The sequence below is a fragment of the Methylophilus sp. Q8 genome, from assembly GCF_000800115.1.
Taxonomy (GTDB): Bacteria; Pseudomonadota; Gammaproteobacteria; order Burkholderiales; family Methylophilaceae; genus Methylophilus.
Window position 1 is genome coordinate 150,714 of sequence record NZ_JUHE01000001.1, and the last position, 14,628, is coordinate 165,341.

Consider the following 14,628-nt stretch of genomic DNA (forward strand, 5'->3'; position numbering starts at 1 on the left):
CTAATTCAGGCTGGATAAAATGGATGCATAGCCTGCCTGATAATCGGCAAATTGCGGCTTGAATCCTGTGTGTTGCAAGAAACGGTTACGGATGCGTTTACCAGACTGCGGCTGCAATGGCGGCGTTGATGGCGCTGGCACTTGCTGCTGCGCGGCCAGCCACTGTAATACCTCATGCTGCATGGCGGGGACACCATCTGTCAAAATACAATGTTCTGGTAACACCACACCATCCATGACTTGCTGATACAAATGCACCACCGCCGCAGCCACATCCAGCTCATGCATACGATTGGTCCAATGCACCTGCGTGGGCCAGCGTGCGCTGTTTTGCAGTAACCGTAACAAATAAAGCCGTTGTGGGCCATAAATCCCCGACACCCGCAGCGCCGTATGGCCACAAGGCAACTGTGCCAGTAGCTGCTCGGCTTCCAGCATGACGCGCCCACCTTCATCCGCGGGCAGGGCTGGCGTCTCGTCATCAATCCACTCACCATGATCTTCGCCATAAATGCCGGTGCTGGAAATAAAAAAGACGTGTTTTAATGAAGCCACTGGCACATGTGCCAGCACCTGACGAAGACCTTGCACATAGGTCTGCTGATAGCTTTGCCCTTCTACAGGCGCCAGACAATACAGCAGGATTTCCGGCTGCAAAGTAGATAACACGGACAAGCTTTTTTCGGCAATCACATCCAGGTATATCGCCTGCGCCCCGGCAGGGACCGGCAGCGGGGAGCGCCTGACGATGGTCAGTGCATGCCCCTGGGCCAGGCTTGCCTCTGCGATCAAGGCTCCCAAACCACCACAACCAATTTGCAATATGCGCATACTTACTAACCCTTGATCTCTGGAAGCGGGTGTTTACGCAAATAGCGTTCGGCCAGCAACATGGCAGACATGGTTTTGCTATCGGTGATCTCGCCGGCTTCAATCGCGTGCATCACGCGTTCAAACGGCCAGACAAACACATCCATCGCTTCATCAATATCCCTGGCGTGCTCACCGAGTGACAATCCGGTGGCCAGATAGATATGAATCACTTCGTTGGAATAACCGATACAAGGATGTTGTACACCTAATTTGACCCACGTTTGTGCCGTGTAGCCGGTTTCCTCCAGCAACTCGCGCTGGCCAGTAGTCAATACCGGCTCGTCGGGATCAATTTTGCCTGCAGGCAACTCAATAAATACCTGCTTGAGTGGATAGCGGAACTGGCGCTCCAACACCACTTCGCCTGTGTGCGTCAGCGCAACCACCACCACCGCACCGGGGTGTATCACATACTCACGACCACTAATCACGCCGTTAGGTAAACGTGCTTGGTCATAACGCACAGTCAGCATTTTGCCCTGCGCCATAATTTCGCTGGACACCGTAGTCTCAATCAAATGGGTTTCGATCTGCTGATCCTGATTGAATCCTTTTTCTTCTGCCATCTCACTTCTACCGCTTAAACTGCATCTTTAAATGTGTTGCAATCATTCACTTTGCCAGATTGCAACCCTTGCTTAAACCAATGGACACGCTGCTCAGAACTGCCATGCGTGAAACTGTCAGGAACCACATAGCCCTGCGCCTGTTTTTGCAGTGCATCATCGCCAATAGCCGTGGCGGCACGCAAGGCTTCTTCAATATCACCGGTTTCCAGAATACGGAACTGCTGGTCAGCATGATGCGCCCAGACGCCTGCGTAACAGTCCGCCTGCAATTCCAGCCGCACAGAATAGGCATTGGAGGCAGCTTCAGAACGTGCCTGTTGCCTGGCTTGCTGCACCTTTTCCGAAGTGCCTAGCAAGTTTTGCACATGATGCCCGACCTCATGCGCAATCACATAGGCCTGGGCAAAATCCCCTGGTGCTTTAAAGCGCTCTTGCAGCTCCTGGTAAAAACTCAAATCAATATACACCTTCTGGTCTGCCGGGCAATAAAACGGCCCCATCGCCGCCTGACCCTGTCCGCAGGCCGTTTGCGTCGCACCACTGAAGATTTCCAGATTAGGTGCAGTGTATTGCTGGCCGGCCGCTGAAAACGTGCTTTGCCACACTTGCTCGGTACTCCAAAGCACGCGAGAGACAAACTTGACCTTGGGGTCATTGCTATCCGCAGGCACCGTTTGTGACTCGGCCGCAGGTTGCGCTTGCTGCGCGAGATTCAACACCAGGCTGGGGTCCACGCCAAAATACATGGCCACCAGCGCAATCGCAATGGTGCCGATGCCGATACTGCGGCCACCGACCATTCCACGGCCACGACTGTCTTCGACATGCTGGCTTTCTTCTAAATCATCCAGGCGCACAAGAATCCCCCGACCATTACTATTGAAAAATGTTGATGGAATGTGATTACTTTAGCATGCAGCACTGATAAAATCACACCATGTTTACTGGGATTATTCAAACCGTCGGCCGGATTGCCGAAGTGGTTCCGCATGGTGAAGATTGCGCATTACGCATTGAAGCCGCGGAACTGGGAATGCAAGATGTGCAACTGGGAGATAGCATCGCCGTTAATGGCGTATGTCTCACCGTGACTGAATTCGACGCGCACGCTTTTCAGGTCATGGTGTCAAAAGCCACGCTGGACGTGACTACCGGACTGGGTCAACCAGGCCCGGTCAACCTGGAAAAAGCCTTGCGCCTGGCGGACCGCCTGGGCGGCCACCTGGTCACCGGCCATGTCGATGGCATAGGCACCATTACCGCCTTGCAAGAGGTTGGCGAATGCTGGCTGCTGAAGATACGCGCCCCGCATGCCATCAGCAAATACGTCGCGAAGAAAGGCTCTTTGTGTGTAAACGGCATCAGCCTGACCGTGAACGAAATCAGCCAGGACGAGGTCAGTATTAACCTGATCCCGCACACCATGCAACACACCATCATGCAATACGCCAAGGCCGGAGACCCGGTCAACCTCGAAATCGATTTAATTGCACGCTATGTTGAGCGTATGCAAGCCTGGGAGCAAGAATAATGTCGGCGCAGATTAGCCCTATTGAAGCCATCATTGCCGATATCCGTGCCGGAAAAATGGTCATCCTGGTCGATGACGAACACCGTGAAAATGAAGGTGATTTTGTCATTGCCGCTGAGTTTGTTACCGCAGAGCATATCAATTTTATGGCCAAATTTGGCCGCGGCCTGATTTGCCTGACGCTGACCGAGCAACGTTGCCGCCAGCTGGATTTACCGCCCATGGTGCAAAAAAATGGCACTCGCCTCGGCACCAATTTCACGGTATCCATTGAAGCAGCCGAAGGCGTGACTACCGGCATTTCTGCGGCTGATCGCGCCACAACGATACGCGCGGCGATTGCCAAACAAGCCAACGCCAGCAGCCTGGTCAGTCCTGGCCATATTTTCCCGCTCTCAGCGATGAATGGCGGCGTGCTGGTTCGTGCCGGACACACGGAAGCAGGCTGCGATCTGGCACAACTGGCCGGCTGCGAACCTGCCAGCGTCATTTGCGAAATATTGAAAGATGACGGCGAAATGGCACGCTTGCCAGACCTGATGCAGGTCGCGGCTGAGCATGATATTAAAATTGGCACCATTGCCGACCTGATCCATTACCGCGCCTCACACGAGACCCTGATTGAGCGTAGCGCCGAGCGCAATATCGAGACCGTGTTTGGCCCGATGCGCCTGATCGCCTACCGCGACAATATCGCACAGGAAACACATCTGGCGCTGGTCAAAGGCGATCCGCAAACCAGCGAAGAAGCGCTGGTAAGGGTGCACGAACCCTTGTCCATGATAGACCTGCTGGATAGCAGCCACCAGGCGCATAGCTGGAACCTGTTACACGCCATGCGTATTATCAGCACCGCGCCTTGCGGCGTGATTGTGCTGATCAACCGCGATGAAGACGGGCTGGGACTGACCGACCGCATTTTGCGCGCGGACCAAAAGCTGGTGGTGAACCAGGAATTACGCAATTACGGCACCGGCTCACAAATCCTGCTCGACCTTGGGGTGAAGAAAATGCGCCTGATGGCCGCCCCGCGCAAAATGCCAAGCATGGATGGCTTTGGCCTGGAGATTACCGGCTATTTGAGCGCGGAAGAAGCTAGCCCTGTATGAGTGAACAGTTATCGTTAGATAGCAATGACATGCGTCTGAACCTCACCGGCCAGATTTTGATCGCCATGCCGGCCATGGAAGACCCTTACTTCAGCAAAAGCGTGATTCTGGTGTGTAACCACGACCAGGATGGCGCCATGGGCATGATACTCAACCACCCTTTGCAGCTAAATGTAGGCGACCTGTTTGAGCAACTGGATATGGAATGTCATGCCAACTATCAGCAGGAGCGGCAAGTGCATTTTGGCGGCCCGGTGCAAGTGGAACGCGGCTTTGTGCTGCATACGCCAGCTACTGAATTCAACACCACCATGGAGTTGTCAGAAGGCCTGGCCATGACCTCATCCAAAGATATCCTGGAAGCGGCGGCGCGTGATGAAGCACCACCAGACATGTTTATCGCACTGGGTTATACCGGTTGGTCCGCAGGTCAACTGGAGGAAGAAATCCAGGCCAATGCCTGGCTGACCTTGCCGCTCGAGGACAACCAGCAGCTCCATAAGCTGATTTTCAAACTGCCCAATGATGACAAACTCTCCTGGGCCATGCAGCAATTAGGCGTAGACTTTGCCACTCTGTCCGAGGTCGCTGGCCATGCCTGATGCGGTCAAGCACGGCAAACAGCCTCTCAATCAAAGCCATTTACCGATTACCCAACGCCGTTACCCGGATGTCAGTGGCACGGTGCTTGCCTTTGATTTTGGTGAAAAACGCATAGGCGTGGCCGTTGGCGACACCCTGCTCAAGCTGGCACACGCACTGCTCACCATAGAAGCAGAAGAAAATGCCGCCAAATTTGCGCACATTGATGCGCTGCTGCAAGAATGGCGTCCTGTCTTGCTGGTCGTTGGTTTGCCGATGTCTATGGATGGCGAAGCCCATGCCATGACTGCGCTGGCGCAAAAATTTGCCCAGCGCCTCGAAGGCCGCTTCAACCTGCCGGTCGTGATGGTAGACGAGCGCCTGTCTTCTGCTGAAGCAGCACAGTCGCTGTATGAAGCGGGTGTCAGAGGTCGTGCACAAAAGCCGCTGCTGGACCAGGTTGCCGCACAAACTATATTACAATCCTATTTTGATGCTTATCATGGACGTGCATAGCACAATCCCCTCATGACATTACCTGATCCCGAACAACTACTAGAGCATTTATACCAGCAACTCAAGCCACGCATACAGGAAAATACTGCCCTGGTTGGCATTTATACCGGCGGTGTCTGGCTCATGGAGAGGCTGCTCAAGCGCCTGCAAACTGAGCTAGGGCATAACATTCTGTTTGGCAAACTGGATGCAGCCATGTATAGAGACGATTATGCACAACGTGGTTTGAAAACATCTGCGCACCCGGCTTATATCCCGTTCGATATCAATGGCAAGCATATCATCCTGATCGACGATATTTTTTATACCGGTCGTACCACGCGTGCGGTCATGAATGAACTGTTTGACTATGGCCGTCCGGCCTCGGTACAACTGGCTGCCCTGATCAACCGTGGTGGCGCACAGTTACCAATCCGGCCAGACATGGTCGGTGCCGACCTGCCGTTACAGGCGCATCAATCGTTTGACCTGGCCATGAACACGCTGGGGCGCTTAAGCCTCAGCATTTCTGAATCGGCCTCGCCTGCCAAGAGTGGAGCTGACGACCATGCATAACCCGCAACTCAACGCGCAAGGACAACTACAGCATCTGCTGAGTATCGAAGGATTACCCAAACGCATTTTGACCGACATTCTGGATACGGCCGAAAACTTTGTCGGCGTGGCCGAGCGTGAAGTCAAAAAAGTGCCGCTGCTGCGTGGCAAAACCGTTTGCAATATTTTCTTTGAGAACAGTACGCGCACACGCACCACGTTTGAAATTGCCGCCAAGCGCCTATCGGCCGATGTGCTTAACCTCAACGTCAGCACCTCGTCGCAATCCAAAGGCGAGACGATTTTAGATACGGTAAACAACCTGATTGCCATGCACGCCGATATGTTTGTTGTGCGTCACCAGCAAAGCGGCGCCGCGCACTTTATTGCGCAGCATGTACCACCGCATATCAGCGTCATTAATGCGGGCGATGGCCGTCATGCGCACCCGACACAAGGCTTGCTGGATGTATTTACCATCCGCAAATACAAACCGGAAATGCACAACCTGCGTGTGGCGATTGTTGGCGATGTACTGCATTCACGCGTCGCCCGCAGCGAAATTCATGCCTTGACGACGCTAGGCGTACCCGAAATACGTGTCATCGCACCACGCACCCTATTGCCAACTGACGTGGAAAAGCTCGGCGTGCAGGTATTCCACAATATGGAACAAGGCCTGAAAGATGTCGATGTGGTCATGATGCTACGCCTGCAAAACGAGCGTATGTCTGGCGCCTTGCTACCCAGTTCGCAAGAGTTTTTCCAGACCTTTGGCCTGACGCCAGAGCGACTGGCGCTGGCCAGACCGGATGCCATTGTGATGCACCCTGGCCCAATGAACCGTGGCGTAGAAATTGATTCAGCAGTCGCAGATGGCAAACAATCAGTGATTCTGCCGCAAGTGACTTATGGTATCGCAGTCCGCATGGCGGTGATGGCAATTCTGGGAGGGGGCAACGCCGCATGAACATCGTAATTAAACAAGGCCGCCTGATGGATGCCAGCCAGCAACTGGACCAGGTCAAAGACCTGTATATCAGTGCTGGCAAAATTGTCGCCATCGGTGAGGCACCGGCAAACTTCAAGGCAGACCAAACGCTGGATGCCAGTGGCAAATGGGTGTTACCTGGCCTGGTCGATTTGTGCGCCCGCCTGCGCGAGCCCGGCAGTGAATATAAAGCCACGCTACTGAGCGAGTTACGCGCAGCCATGGCCGGCGGCGTCACCAGCCTGGCCTGCCCGCCAGACACCGACCCGGTGCTGGATGAACCCGGCCTGGTCGAAATGCTCAAACACAGGGCCAAATCACAGGCACTAGCGCATGTCTATCCGCTAGGCGCCGTCACGCGCCAGTTGCAAGGCCAGTTGCTCACAGAAATGTATGCATTGACTGCGGCCGGTTGCGTGGGCTTTTCGCAGGCAGATACCACCATTGTTGATACGCAAGTACTGTGGCGCGCCTTTGAATATGCGGCTTCTTTTGGCTATACCTTGTTTATGCGTGCCGAGGATCCTTACCTGGCCAAAAATGGTGTCGCGCATGATGGCGAGGTCGCTTCGAGATTAGGCCTGAAAGGCATTCCTTCTGCGGCAGAAAGCATCGCTTTGCAAACCATGCTGCGTATTGCGCAAGCCACCGGCGTCAGGCTGCATATCGCCCGCGTCTCTACCGCAGAGTCCGTAGAGCTGATCCGCCAGGCCAAACAATCCGGCATGCAGGTGACGGCAGATGTGAGTATTCAGCATCTGCACCTGACCGACATGGATATTGGCTTCTTTGACAGCATGGTGCATTTAAAACCACCCGTGCGTACCCAGCGCGACCGCGACGCGCTGCGTGCAGGCTTGCTGGATGGCACGCTGGATGCCATTTGCTCAGACCATACGCCGGTGGACGATGACGCCAAGGCGCTGCCGTTTGCCGAATCACATCCGGGCGCCTCTGCGCTCGAACTGTTACTGCCACTGACCTTAAAATGGGCGGCACAAGCCAAGCTATCTCCCACACAAGCGCTGGCCAAAATCACGCAAGCACCAGCTAATATCCTTGGCGTTAATGCAGGTGATTTGCAGGTGGGGGCAACGGCAGATGTCGTGATTTATGACCCGGAAATGGAGTGGCGTGTTGACGGCCGTGCCCTGCTGAGCCAAGGCAAGAATACGCCGTTTGTGCATCATGCAGTCACCGGCAAGGTGACCACCACCTTCACGCAGGGCAACCTGGTGTTCCAGCAAGAAACCTTGCAAACTACTGTGTAAACCAGCGTGTAAGCCTCAACAAAAACGCCTGCGATGTATGGCCACATCGCAGGCGTTTTTATGTGCAGCGTTTTGAAACCGGGCGTGGGCTGACTACAAGATATCCAGGTCAGAAATCTTGCCGCGCTCCTGATTCTCAGGGTTTGCCATCTTGCTGTTAAGCTTAAACTTGAGGCGTAAATCATTGACCGAATCGGCATTGCGCAAGGCATCGTCATAACTGATCTGGCCTGACTCAAATAAATCAAACAAGGCCTGGTCAAAGGTTTGCATGCCCAGTTCGCGTGATTTGGCCATGATCTCTTTAATCGCGTGTACATCACCTTTGTAGATCAAGTCAGAAATCAACGGCGAATGTAACAACACTTCCACCGCAGCCACGCGCCCACTGCCATCAATTTTTGGGATCAATCGCTGCGAAGCGACACAACGCAGGTTAAGCGACAAGTCCATCAATAACTGTTGCCGGCGCTCTTCAGGGAAAAAGTTAATAATCCGGTCCAGCGCCTGGTTGGTACTGTTGGCGTGCAAGGTGGCCAGGCACAAATGGCCGGTCTCAGAGAAAGCAATCGCGTAATCCATGGTTTCACGGTCACGGATCTCGCCGATCATAATCACATCCGGCGCCTGGCGCAGCGTGTTTTTAAGCGCCGCATGCCAGCTTTCGGTATCCACGCCAACCTCACGCTGGGTGACAATACAATTGCGGTGGCCGTGAATAAACTCGACCGGGTCTTCAATGGTAATAATATGGCCGTAGCTACTTTCGTTTCTATGCCCCAGCATGGCTGCCATTGAGGTCGACTTACCAGAACCGGTGCCGCCGACAAAAATGATCAGGCCTCGCTTGGCCATCACCACGTCTTTAAGAATCTGCGGTAACTTTAATTCATCAAATTTGGGGATATTGGTATTGATCACCCGGAACACCAGGCCGACCGCACTGCGCTGAATAAACGCATTGACGCGGAAACGGCCGACGGACGGCATGCTGATTGCAAAGTTACATTCCAGCGTCTGCTGAAACTCCAGCGCCTGCTTATCGTTCATCACCGCCCGACCGATCTCGGCGGTTTGCTGGGTGTTCAGGGTTTGTGAGGACACCGGCGTCAGCTTGCCGTCTATCTTCATCGCTGGCGGAAAGCCCGCCGTGATAAACAAGTCTGAAGCCTTGCGCGTGACCATCAGTTTCAGCAGGTCAGTGACGAACTTCTCCGTATGGGCGTGATCGCCCGTCGTTTGCGTGCTGTCCATGTTGTTAGCCGATGATAGCGTCACGGTTCGCCGCCTTGGTGCGCGCTTCAGCGGCACTGATGATATTACGTTTTACCAGGTCTTGCAGGTTCTGGTCCAGGGTTTGCATGCCCAGGCTCTGGCCAGTCTGGATCGCAGAATACATCTGGGCAATCTTGTTTTCACGAATCAGGTTACGAATGGCCGGGGTGCCCATCATAATTTCATGCGCGGCGACGCGGCCTTGCTCATCCTTGGTTTTACACAGGGTTTGTGAAATCACGGCACGCAGCGATTCAGACAGCATGGAGCGCACCATTTCCTTCTCCGCCGCCGGGAACACATCGACCACCCGGTCTATGGTTTTGGCCGCAGAACTGGTGTGCAAGGTACCAAATACCAGGTGACCGGTTTCGGCCGCAGTCAACGCCAGGCGGATGGTTTCCAGGTCGCGCATCTCACCCACCAGGATCACATCCGGGTCTTCACGCAACGCAGAGCGCAGCGCATTCTCAAACGATTGCGTATGCGGGCCGACTTCACGCTGGTTGATCAACGACTTTTTCGAGGTGTGCACAAATTCAATCGGGTCTTCCACCGTCAACACATGCGACATCTGCGATTCGTTGATGTAATCAATCATCGCCGCCAGCGTAGTGGACTTGCCCGAGCCAGTGGGCCCGGTCACCAGCACAATGCCACGTGGTGTATCAGCAATGTCCTTGAATACTTTTGGGGCATTCAGCTCATCCAGCGTCAGCACCTTGCTCGGAATAGTACGGAATACTGCACCGGCACCACGTTGCTGGTTAAACGCGTTAACCCGGAAACGCGCCAGGTCAGGAATCTCAAACGAGAAGTCACATTCCAGCGTTTCTTCGTAGATTTTGCGCTGGCTGTCATTCATGATGTCATACAGCATGCGGTGTACTTCGGCATGATCCATGGCGGGCAAATTGATCTTGCGCACATCGCCATGCACACGAATCATCGGTGGCAGGCCGGAGGACAAATGTAAGTCCGACGCTTTATTTTTAACTGAAAATGCCAATAAATCTGAAATATCCACAATCGACTCCAGTGATTATTTATATAATGTTGCTTTAGTTTTGTATTCTTAGTTCTTCAACACTTGTTTAGCTGCCATGACTGCCCTCTCTGACAATCTTGCCTGTATCCGCCAACAGATCGCAGACGCACAGACACGTTTTCAGGCTACGCAACCTGTCACGCTATGCGCGGTGAGCAAAGCACAACCGGCAGTGGCGATTCGCGCCGCCTATGACGCTGGTCAAACCGTGTTTGGCGAAAACTACCTGCAAGAAGCCCTGCAAAAGCAGGCTGAGCTTGAAGACTGTGCTATAGCATGGCACTTTATCGGGCCAATTCAAAGCAATAAAACACAGCCAATTGCCCGTCATTTCGACTGGGTACACTCGGTAGATCGCCTTAAAATTGCACAACGCCTGTCTGATGCACGCCCGTCAACGCTGGCGCCACTCAATATTTGCCTGCAAGTGAACATTAGCGAAGAGGCAAGCAAAAGTGGTGCCAGTGGCCAGGAGTTATTGGAACTCGCCTTAAATATCAAACAGTTGCCACGCTTGCAGCTACGCGGTTTGATGGCAATTCCGGCACCTTGCAGTGACATTGAGCAACAGCGTGACCAATTTCGGCAGGTGCGCGCCTTGTTTGAACACCTGAACAGCCATGGCCTGCAACTGGACACATTATCCATCGGCATGAGTGGCGACTTTGCGGCGGCCATTGCCGAAGGCGCCACACTGGTACGCATAGGCACCGCCATTTTTGGCGCGCGCATCCCCTCTTTACCCACAGATTCAGTGATAAAAGGAACCTGATCACCATGCAATCACTTTCAGCCACACGCATTGCCTTTATCGGCGGCGGCAATATGGCACAAGCCTTGATGATAGGCCTGCAACAACGTGCATTTAATATGCAAAATATCACCGTGATTGACCCGGACACGACCAAACATCCACACTTGCAAACCAGCCTGGGCATCAACACCAGCGCCAGCCTGACGGCAGAATCACTGGCGGCAGATATCATTGTGCTAGCCGTCAAACCGCAACAATTACAAAGCGTGGCGCTGGCGCTGGCCCCCTTGCTGCAATCACAGTTAGTGGTGTCGGTCGCTGCGGGCATACGCACGGCAGATCTGAGCCGCTGGTTAAATGGCTATCAAATCATCGTGCGCACCATGCCGAACACCCCGGCCCAAATTCAGGCCGGGATTACCGGCGCTTATGCCTTGCCTGCAGTCTCGGCCGCGCAACGCGCATTGGCCGATGCGGTGTTACAAGCCGCAGGCGAAGTTGTGTGGCTGGACGATGAAGCGCAACTGGATGCCGTGACTGCCATTTCTGGCAGCGGCCCGGCCTATGTCTTTCTGATGATAGAAGCCTTGACGGCAGCTGGCGTTGCATTAGGTCTCAGCGAAGCACAATCGCTCAAACTGAGCCTGGCGACGTTTAAAGGCGCCAGCCTGTTGGCCGCTGGCAGCACTACGCCGATCGCCACCTTGCGTGAGCAGGTCACCTCCAAGGGCGGCACGACCGAGCAAGGGCTGCTCAGCATGCGCCAGCATGATATTCATGGCATGATGCAAGATGCCACTGCGCAAGCGGCACGCCGCGCCAAAGAACTGGGTGATCAACTGGGAGCACAAGCATGATGTTGCAAAACATGACGACTTTTTTACTCAATGCCGCCTTCGGCATGCTGACGTTTTTATTGGTACTGCGTTTTTTAATGCAATGGACACGTACTTCGTTCCAAAATCCGTTGGGTCAAATGACCATGGCACTGACCGACTTTATGGTCAAACCCGCACGTAAACTGATTCGCCCGATCAAGGAGTGGGATTTATCGACATTGCTGCTGGCCTTATTGATGCAGATTATTTTGTTTGCCCTGTTGGCCTTGCTGACTGGCGCACCTGCCTCACCGTTTTTCTGGGTATGGCAAGCAGTGTTTGGCGTGCTGGGGCAAATGGTAGATGTGTTTTTCTATGCGATTTTGCTGATGGCAATTTTAAGCTGGGTCAACCCTTACAGCCCAATTTACGGTGTCTTGAACCAACTGTCAGCCCCTATTCTGGAGCCATTACGCCGTATTTTGCCGCCGATTCAGGGCTTTGACTTTTCTGCACTGGTCGCGCTGATTTTATTGCAAATGATCAGCCATATTGTGCTGCCAGGCCTGGCAGTGAGTATTCTTTAAGACAAGCAAAAACATAAAAAAGGACGACAGCTTGTCGTCCTTTTTTATTTATATCCACACAATATCAAACTCTTCCCGCCCGTACTGCGTATCCGGATGCAGTGACAGCGGCTTTTTAATAAAGTCAGACAAACTGGCCAGGCTCTGCGACTCTTCATCGCTCAGCATATTAATCACTTCAGGTGATGCCAGAATCTTGAATTCTTTGGCGCTTTTAAACTGCTTGGACTCACGCAATACTTCGCGCATGATTTCATAGCAAATGGTTTGCGCAGTTTTGAGTTCGCCACGACCCTGGCACACCTGGCAAGACTCACACAACAAATGTGCCAAACTTTCGCGTGTGCGCTTACGCGTCAACTCAACCAGGCCGAGTGCAGAGAAGCCGTTGACATTGATACGCGCCCTATCCAGCGTCACCGCCTTGCGCAACTCCTCCAGCACCGACTCACGCTGCGCATCTTCATCCATATCAATAAAGTCGATAATGATAATGCCGCCCAGGTTGCGCAAACGCAGTTGCCGCGCAATGGTTTGCGCCGCTTCAAGGTTGGTTTTAAAAATGGTATCAGACAGGTTTTTGCCACTGACAAAACTGCCGGTATTGACGTCTACCGTGGTCAGTGCCTCGGTCTGGTCAAAAATCAGGTAGCCGCCGGATTTAAGTTCCACCTTGCGCGACAAAGCCTTTTCAATTTCGCTTTCAATGTCATAAAACTCAAACAGAGAACGCTCGCCCTTGTAGTGCATAAGCGGCTTGACTGCGTGTGAAACATACAACTCGGCAAACTCTTTCAAGCGCTCAAACATCTCGCGCGAGTCAACGCGGATACTGGTCGTTTCAGTACACACCACATCGCGCAAAATACGGCGCGGCAAACTCAGGTCATAAAAAATCAGCGAACGCTCACCGACTTTTTTGCTTTCGGCCTGGATTTTTTGCCAGACTTTGCGCAGGTACTCAATATCCGCCAGCAACTCTTCATCAGTCGCATTCTCAGACATGGTGCGGATAATGTAGCCGCCTTCACGATCTTCCGGCAACAAGCCCAGCAGGCGATTGCGCAAAAACTCGCGTTCTTCTTCAATATCAATGCGCTGAGAGACACCAATGTGCTTCTGGTATGGCAAATAGACAAGAAAGCGCCCGGCGATACTGATTTCCGTCGTCAATCGCGCACCCTTGGTGCCGATGGCCTCTTTAATCACCTGCACGATAATCGACTGGCCTTCATGCAAGACCTCCTGAATCGGCCTGGCGGTTTTAACCGCGCCATCCTCTGAATGGCACTCCATGATATCCGCCGCATGCAGAAAGGCCGCACGCTGCAAGCCAATTTCGACAAACGCCGACTGCATGCCTGGCAATACGCGCACCACGGTGCCGCGATAGATATTGCCGACAATACCCAGTGATGACGCCCGCTCAATATGCAGCTCCTGCACAATGCCCTGCTCCAGAATCGCCACGCGCGTCTCTTGCGGCGTGACGTTAATCAGTACTTCTTGCGCCAATGACATATTGCTTTACCCGATCCCGATTCATTATCTTTTATACAAAGTTTACCATGCGTGCAGCAACTGCGCCGTTTCATGCAGCGGTAAACCCATCACGCCGCTATAACTGCCATCAATGCGTTTGATCCACGCCCCGGCGCGCCCCTGTATGCCATAGGCACCTGCCTTATCCATCGGCTCGCCCGAGGCGATATAGTCCTGCAACACCGCTTGTGGCACGTGCATCATCTCAACCTCTGTGGTATTGAGTAAACAACGTACCTGACCGGCCTGATAAACCGCCACTGCCGTATGCACCACATGAAGGCTGCCACTTAAACGCGAAAGCATGGCCATGGCCTCACCCGCATCTGCCGGTTTGCCTAAAATATCCTGGCCCAAAGCCACGGTCGTATCCGCCGCCAGAATCGATAAACCACGCACGCCATGCACCGCAGCCACAGCAAGCGCCTTTTCTTGCGCCAGGCGTAACACATATTGCGCGGGATCTTCACCCAGCAAACTGGATTCGTCGATATCGGCAGGCACAATTTCGCATTGCACGCCCAACTGCGCCAGCAATTCCACGCGACGCGGACTGCGTGACGCCAGGATGATCTTGTGTTGATACATGAACATTCCACCAGCTTAACAAACAAGCCGCACAAGGTAA

At 53.5% G+C, this 14,628-nt stretch carries 17 protein-coding genes; 10 read left to right on the plus strand and 7 right to left on the minus strand.

Annotated features, from left to right (window positions below):
• The 3 genes from GQ52_RS00760 to GQ52_RS00770 are packed head-to-tail and all read right to left on the minus strand — an operon-like array spanning position 1 to position 2,299.
• Positions 1-831 (minus strand): hypothetical protein, encoded by an 831-nt coding sequence (locus tag GQ52_RS00760; RefSeq protein ID WP_047514249.1) that lies wholly within the window; start codon positions 829-831, stop codon positions 1-3.
• 5 nt (positions 832-836) lie between these two features.
• Positions 837-1,439 (minus strand): NUDIX domain-containing protein, encoded by a 603-nt coding sequence (locus GQ52_RS00765; protein ID WP_047514252.1) that lies wholly within the window; start codon positions 1,437-1,439, stop codon positions 837-839.
• A 14-nt stretch (positions 1,440-1,453) separates the two neighbouring features.
• Positions 1,454-2,299 (minus strand): neutral zinc metallopeptidase, encoded by an 846-nt coding sequence (locus tag GQ52_RS00770; RefSeq protein WP_047514255.1) that lies wholly within the window; start codon positions 2,297-2,299, stop codon positions 1,454-1,456.
• 80 nt (positions 2,300-2,379) lie between these two features.
• On the opposite strand from GQ52_RS00770, the gene GQ52_RS00775 reads away from it, so the two are divergent.
• Genes GQ52_RS00775 through GQ52_RS00805 form a run of 7 tightly spaced genes read left to right on the plus strand, consistent with a single transcriptional unit; the run spans position 2,380 to position 7,976 of the window.
• Positions 2,380-2,973, plus strand: coding sequence for a riboflavin synthase (locus tag GQ52_RS00775; protein WP_047514258.1), 594 nt, complete (start codon positions 2,380-2,382; stop codon positions 2,971-2,973).
• Positions 2,973-4,082, plus strand: a complete 1,110-nt coding sequence (gene ribBA, locus GQ52_RS00780) for a bifunctional 3,4-dihydroxy-2-butanone-4-phosphate synthase/GTP cyclohydrolase II (protein ID WP_019881739.1) — start codon at positions 2,973-2,975, stop codon at positions 4,080-4,082. Before GQ52_RS00775 ends, ribBA begins: the two co-directional genes overlap by 1 nt.
• Complete coding sequence (locus GQ52_RS00785; protein ID WP_019881738.1) at positions 4,079-4,684, plus strand: YqgE/AlgH family protein; 606 nt, start codon at positions 4,079-4,081, stop codon at positions 4,682-4,684. Before ribBA ends, GQ52_RS00785 begins: the two co-directional genes overlap by 4 nt.
• On the plus strand, positions 4,677-5,180 hold the full coding sequence (gene ruvX, locus GQ52_RS00790; RefSeq protein WP_019881737.1) for a Holliday junction resolvase RuvX: 504 nt from the start codon (positions 4,677-4,679) through the stop codon (positions 5,178-5,180). Before GQ52_RS00785 ends, ruvX begins: the two co-directional genes overlap by 8 nt.
• Positions 5,181-5,192: 12 nt before the next feature.
• Positions 5,193-5,735, plus strand: coding sequence for a bifunctional pyr operon transcriptional regulator/uracil phosphoribosyltransferase PyrR (pyrR, locus tag GQ52_RS00795; RefSeq protein ID WP_047514261.1), 543 nt, complete (start codon positions 5,193-5,195; stop codon positions 5,733-5,735).
• Positions 5,728-6,684 (plus strand): aspartate carbamoyltransferase catalytic subunit, encoded by a 957-nt coding sequence (locus GQ52_RS00800; RefSeq protein WP_019881735.1) that lies wholly within the window; start codon positions 5,728-5,730, stop codon positions 6,682-6,684. The genes pyrR and GQ52_RS00800 overlap by 8 nt, the downstream gene beginning before the upstream one ends.
• Positions 6,681-7,976, plus strand: a complete 1,296-nt coding sequence (locus tag GQ52_RS00805; RefSeq protein ID WP_019881734.1) for a dihydroorotase — start codon at positions 6,681-6,683, stop codon at positions 7,974-7,976. Before GQ52_RS00800 ends, GQ52_RS00805 begins: the two co-directional genes overlap by 4 nt.
• A gap of 93 nt (positions 7,977-8,069) precedes the next feature.
• Here the strand turns inward: GQ52_RS00805 and GQ52_RS00810 are convergent, their stop codons facing one another.
• Together GQ52_RS00810 and GQ52_RS00815 are read right to left on the minus strand one after the other, a co-directional pair.
• Positions 8,070-9,230 carry a PilT/PilU family type 4a pilus ATPase gene (locus GQ52_RS00810; protein WP_047514263.1) on the minus strand — a complete coding sequence of 387 codons (1,161 nt, stop codon included), beginning with the start codon at positions 9,228-9,230 and terminating at the stop codon, positions 8,070-8,072.
• Positions 9,231-9,234: 4 nt separating this feature from the next.
• Positions 9,235-10,278 (minus strand): type IV pilus twitching motility protein PilT, encoded by a 1,044-nt coding sequence (locus tag GQ52_RS00815; protein WP_047514266.1) that lies wholly within the window; start codon positions 10,276-10,278, stop codon positions 9,235-9,237.
• A gap of 76 nt (positions 10,279-10,354) precedes the next feature.
• On the opposite strand from GQ52_RS00815, the gene GQ52_RS00820 reads away from it, so the two are divergent.
• From GQ52_RS00820 to GQ52_RS00830, 3 genes are read left to right on the plus strand one after another with little or no spacing between them, the layout of a single operon-like run.
• On the plus strand, positions 10,355-11,071 hold the full coding sequence (locus GQ52_RS00820; protein ID WP_047514268.1) for a YggS family pyridoxal phosphate-dependent enzyme: 717 nt from the start codon (positions 10,355-10,357) through the stop codon (positions 11,069-11,071).
• 5 nt (positions 11,072-11,076) lie between these two features.
• Positions 11,077-11,910, plus strand: a complete 834-nt coding sequence (proC, locus tag GQ52_RS00825) for a pyrroline-5-carboxylate reductase (RefSeq protein WP_047514271.1) — start codon at positions 11,077-11,079, stop codon at positions 11,908-11,910.
• Positions 11,910-12,458: a YggT family protein gene (locus tag GQ52_RS00830; RefSeq protein ID WP_047518441.1), complete on the plus strand. Its 549-nt coding sequence runs from the start codon at positions 11,910-11,912 to the stop codon at positions 12,456-12,458. The genes proC and GQ52_RS00830 overlap by 1 nt, the downstream gene beginning before the upstream one ends.
• A gap of 48 nt (positions 12,459-12,506) precedes the next feature.
• Here GQ52_RS00830 and rng read toward each other — a convergent pair whose 3' ends face one another.
• The gene (rng, locus tag GQ52_RS00835) at positions 12,507-13,973 is read right to left on the minus strand and encodes a ribonuclease G (RefSeq protein WP_200884062.1); all 1,467 of its coding nucleotides are present in this window, start codon (positions 13,971-13,973) and stop codon (positions 12,507-12,509) included.
• A gap of 48 nt (positions 13,974-14,021) precedes the next feature.
• Positions 14,022-14,594, minus strand: coding sequence for a nucleoside triphosphate pyrophosphatase (locus GQ52_RS00840; RefSeq protein WP_047514277.1), 573 nt, complete (start codon positions 14,592-14,594; stop codon positions 14,022-14,024).
• Between the last annotated feature and the right edge of the window lie 34 nt (positions 14,595-14,628).

Bases quoted from the DNA above. Each gene is read 5' to 3' on its own strand.
- GQ52_RS00760 (WP_047514249.1), bottom strand. From the start codon at position 831: ATGCGCATATTGCAAATTGGTTGTGGTGGTTTGGGAGCCTTGATCGCA.
- GQ52_RS00765 (WP_047514252.1), bottom strand. From the start codon at position 1,439: ATGGCAGAAGAAAAAGGATTCAATCAGGATCAGCAGATCGAAACCCAT.
- GQ52_RS00775 (WP_047514258.1), top strand. From the start codon at position 2,380: ATGTTTACTGGGATTATTCAAACCGTCGGCCGGATTGCCGAAGTGGTT.
- ribBA (WP_019881739.1), top strand. From the start codon at position 2,973: ATGTCGGCGCAGATTAGCCCTATTGAAGCCATCATTGCCGATATCCGT.
- GQ52_RS00785 (WP_019881738.1), top strand. From the start codon at position 4,079: ATGAGTGAACAGTTATCGTTAGATAGCAATGACATGCGTCTGAACCTC.
- ruvX (WP_019881737.1), top strand. From the start codon at position 4,677: ATGCCTGATGCGGTCAAGCACGGCAAACAGCCTCTCAATCAAAGCCAT.
- pyrR (WP_047514261.1), top strand. From the start codon at position 5,193: ATGACATTACCTGATCCCGAACAACTACTAGAGCATTTATACCAGCAA.
- GQ52_RS00800 (WP_019881735.1), top strand. From the start codon at position 5,728: ATGCATAACCCGCAACTCAACGCGCAAGGACAACTACAGCATCTGCTG.
- GQ52_RS00805 (WP_019881734.1), top strand. From the start codon at position 6,681: ATGAACATCGTAATTAAACAAGGCCGCCTGATGGATGCCAGCCAGCAA.
- GQ52_RS00810 (WP_047514263.1), bottom strand. From the start codon at position 9,230: ATGGACAGCACGCAAACGACGGGCGATCACGCCCATACGGAGAAGTTC.
- GQ52_RS00820 (WP_047514268.1), top strand. From the start codon at position 10,355: ATGACTGCCCTCTCTGACAATCTTGCCTGTATCCGCCAACAGATCGCA.
- proC (WP_047514271.1), top strand. From the start codon at position 11,077: ATGCAATCACTTTCAGCCACACGCATTGCCTTTATCGGCGGCGGCAAT.
- GQ52_RS00830 (WP_047518441.1), top strand. From the start codon at position 11,910: ATGTTGCAAAACATGACGACTTTTTTACTCAATGCCGCCTTCGGCATG.
- GQ52_RS00840 (WP_047514277.1), bottom strand. From the start codon at position 14,594: ATGTTCATGTATCAACACAAGATCATCCTGGCGTCACGCAGTCCGCGT.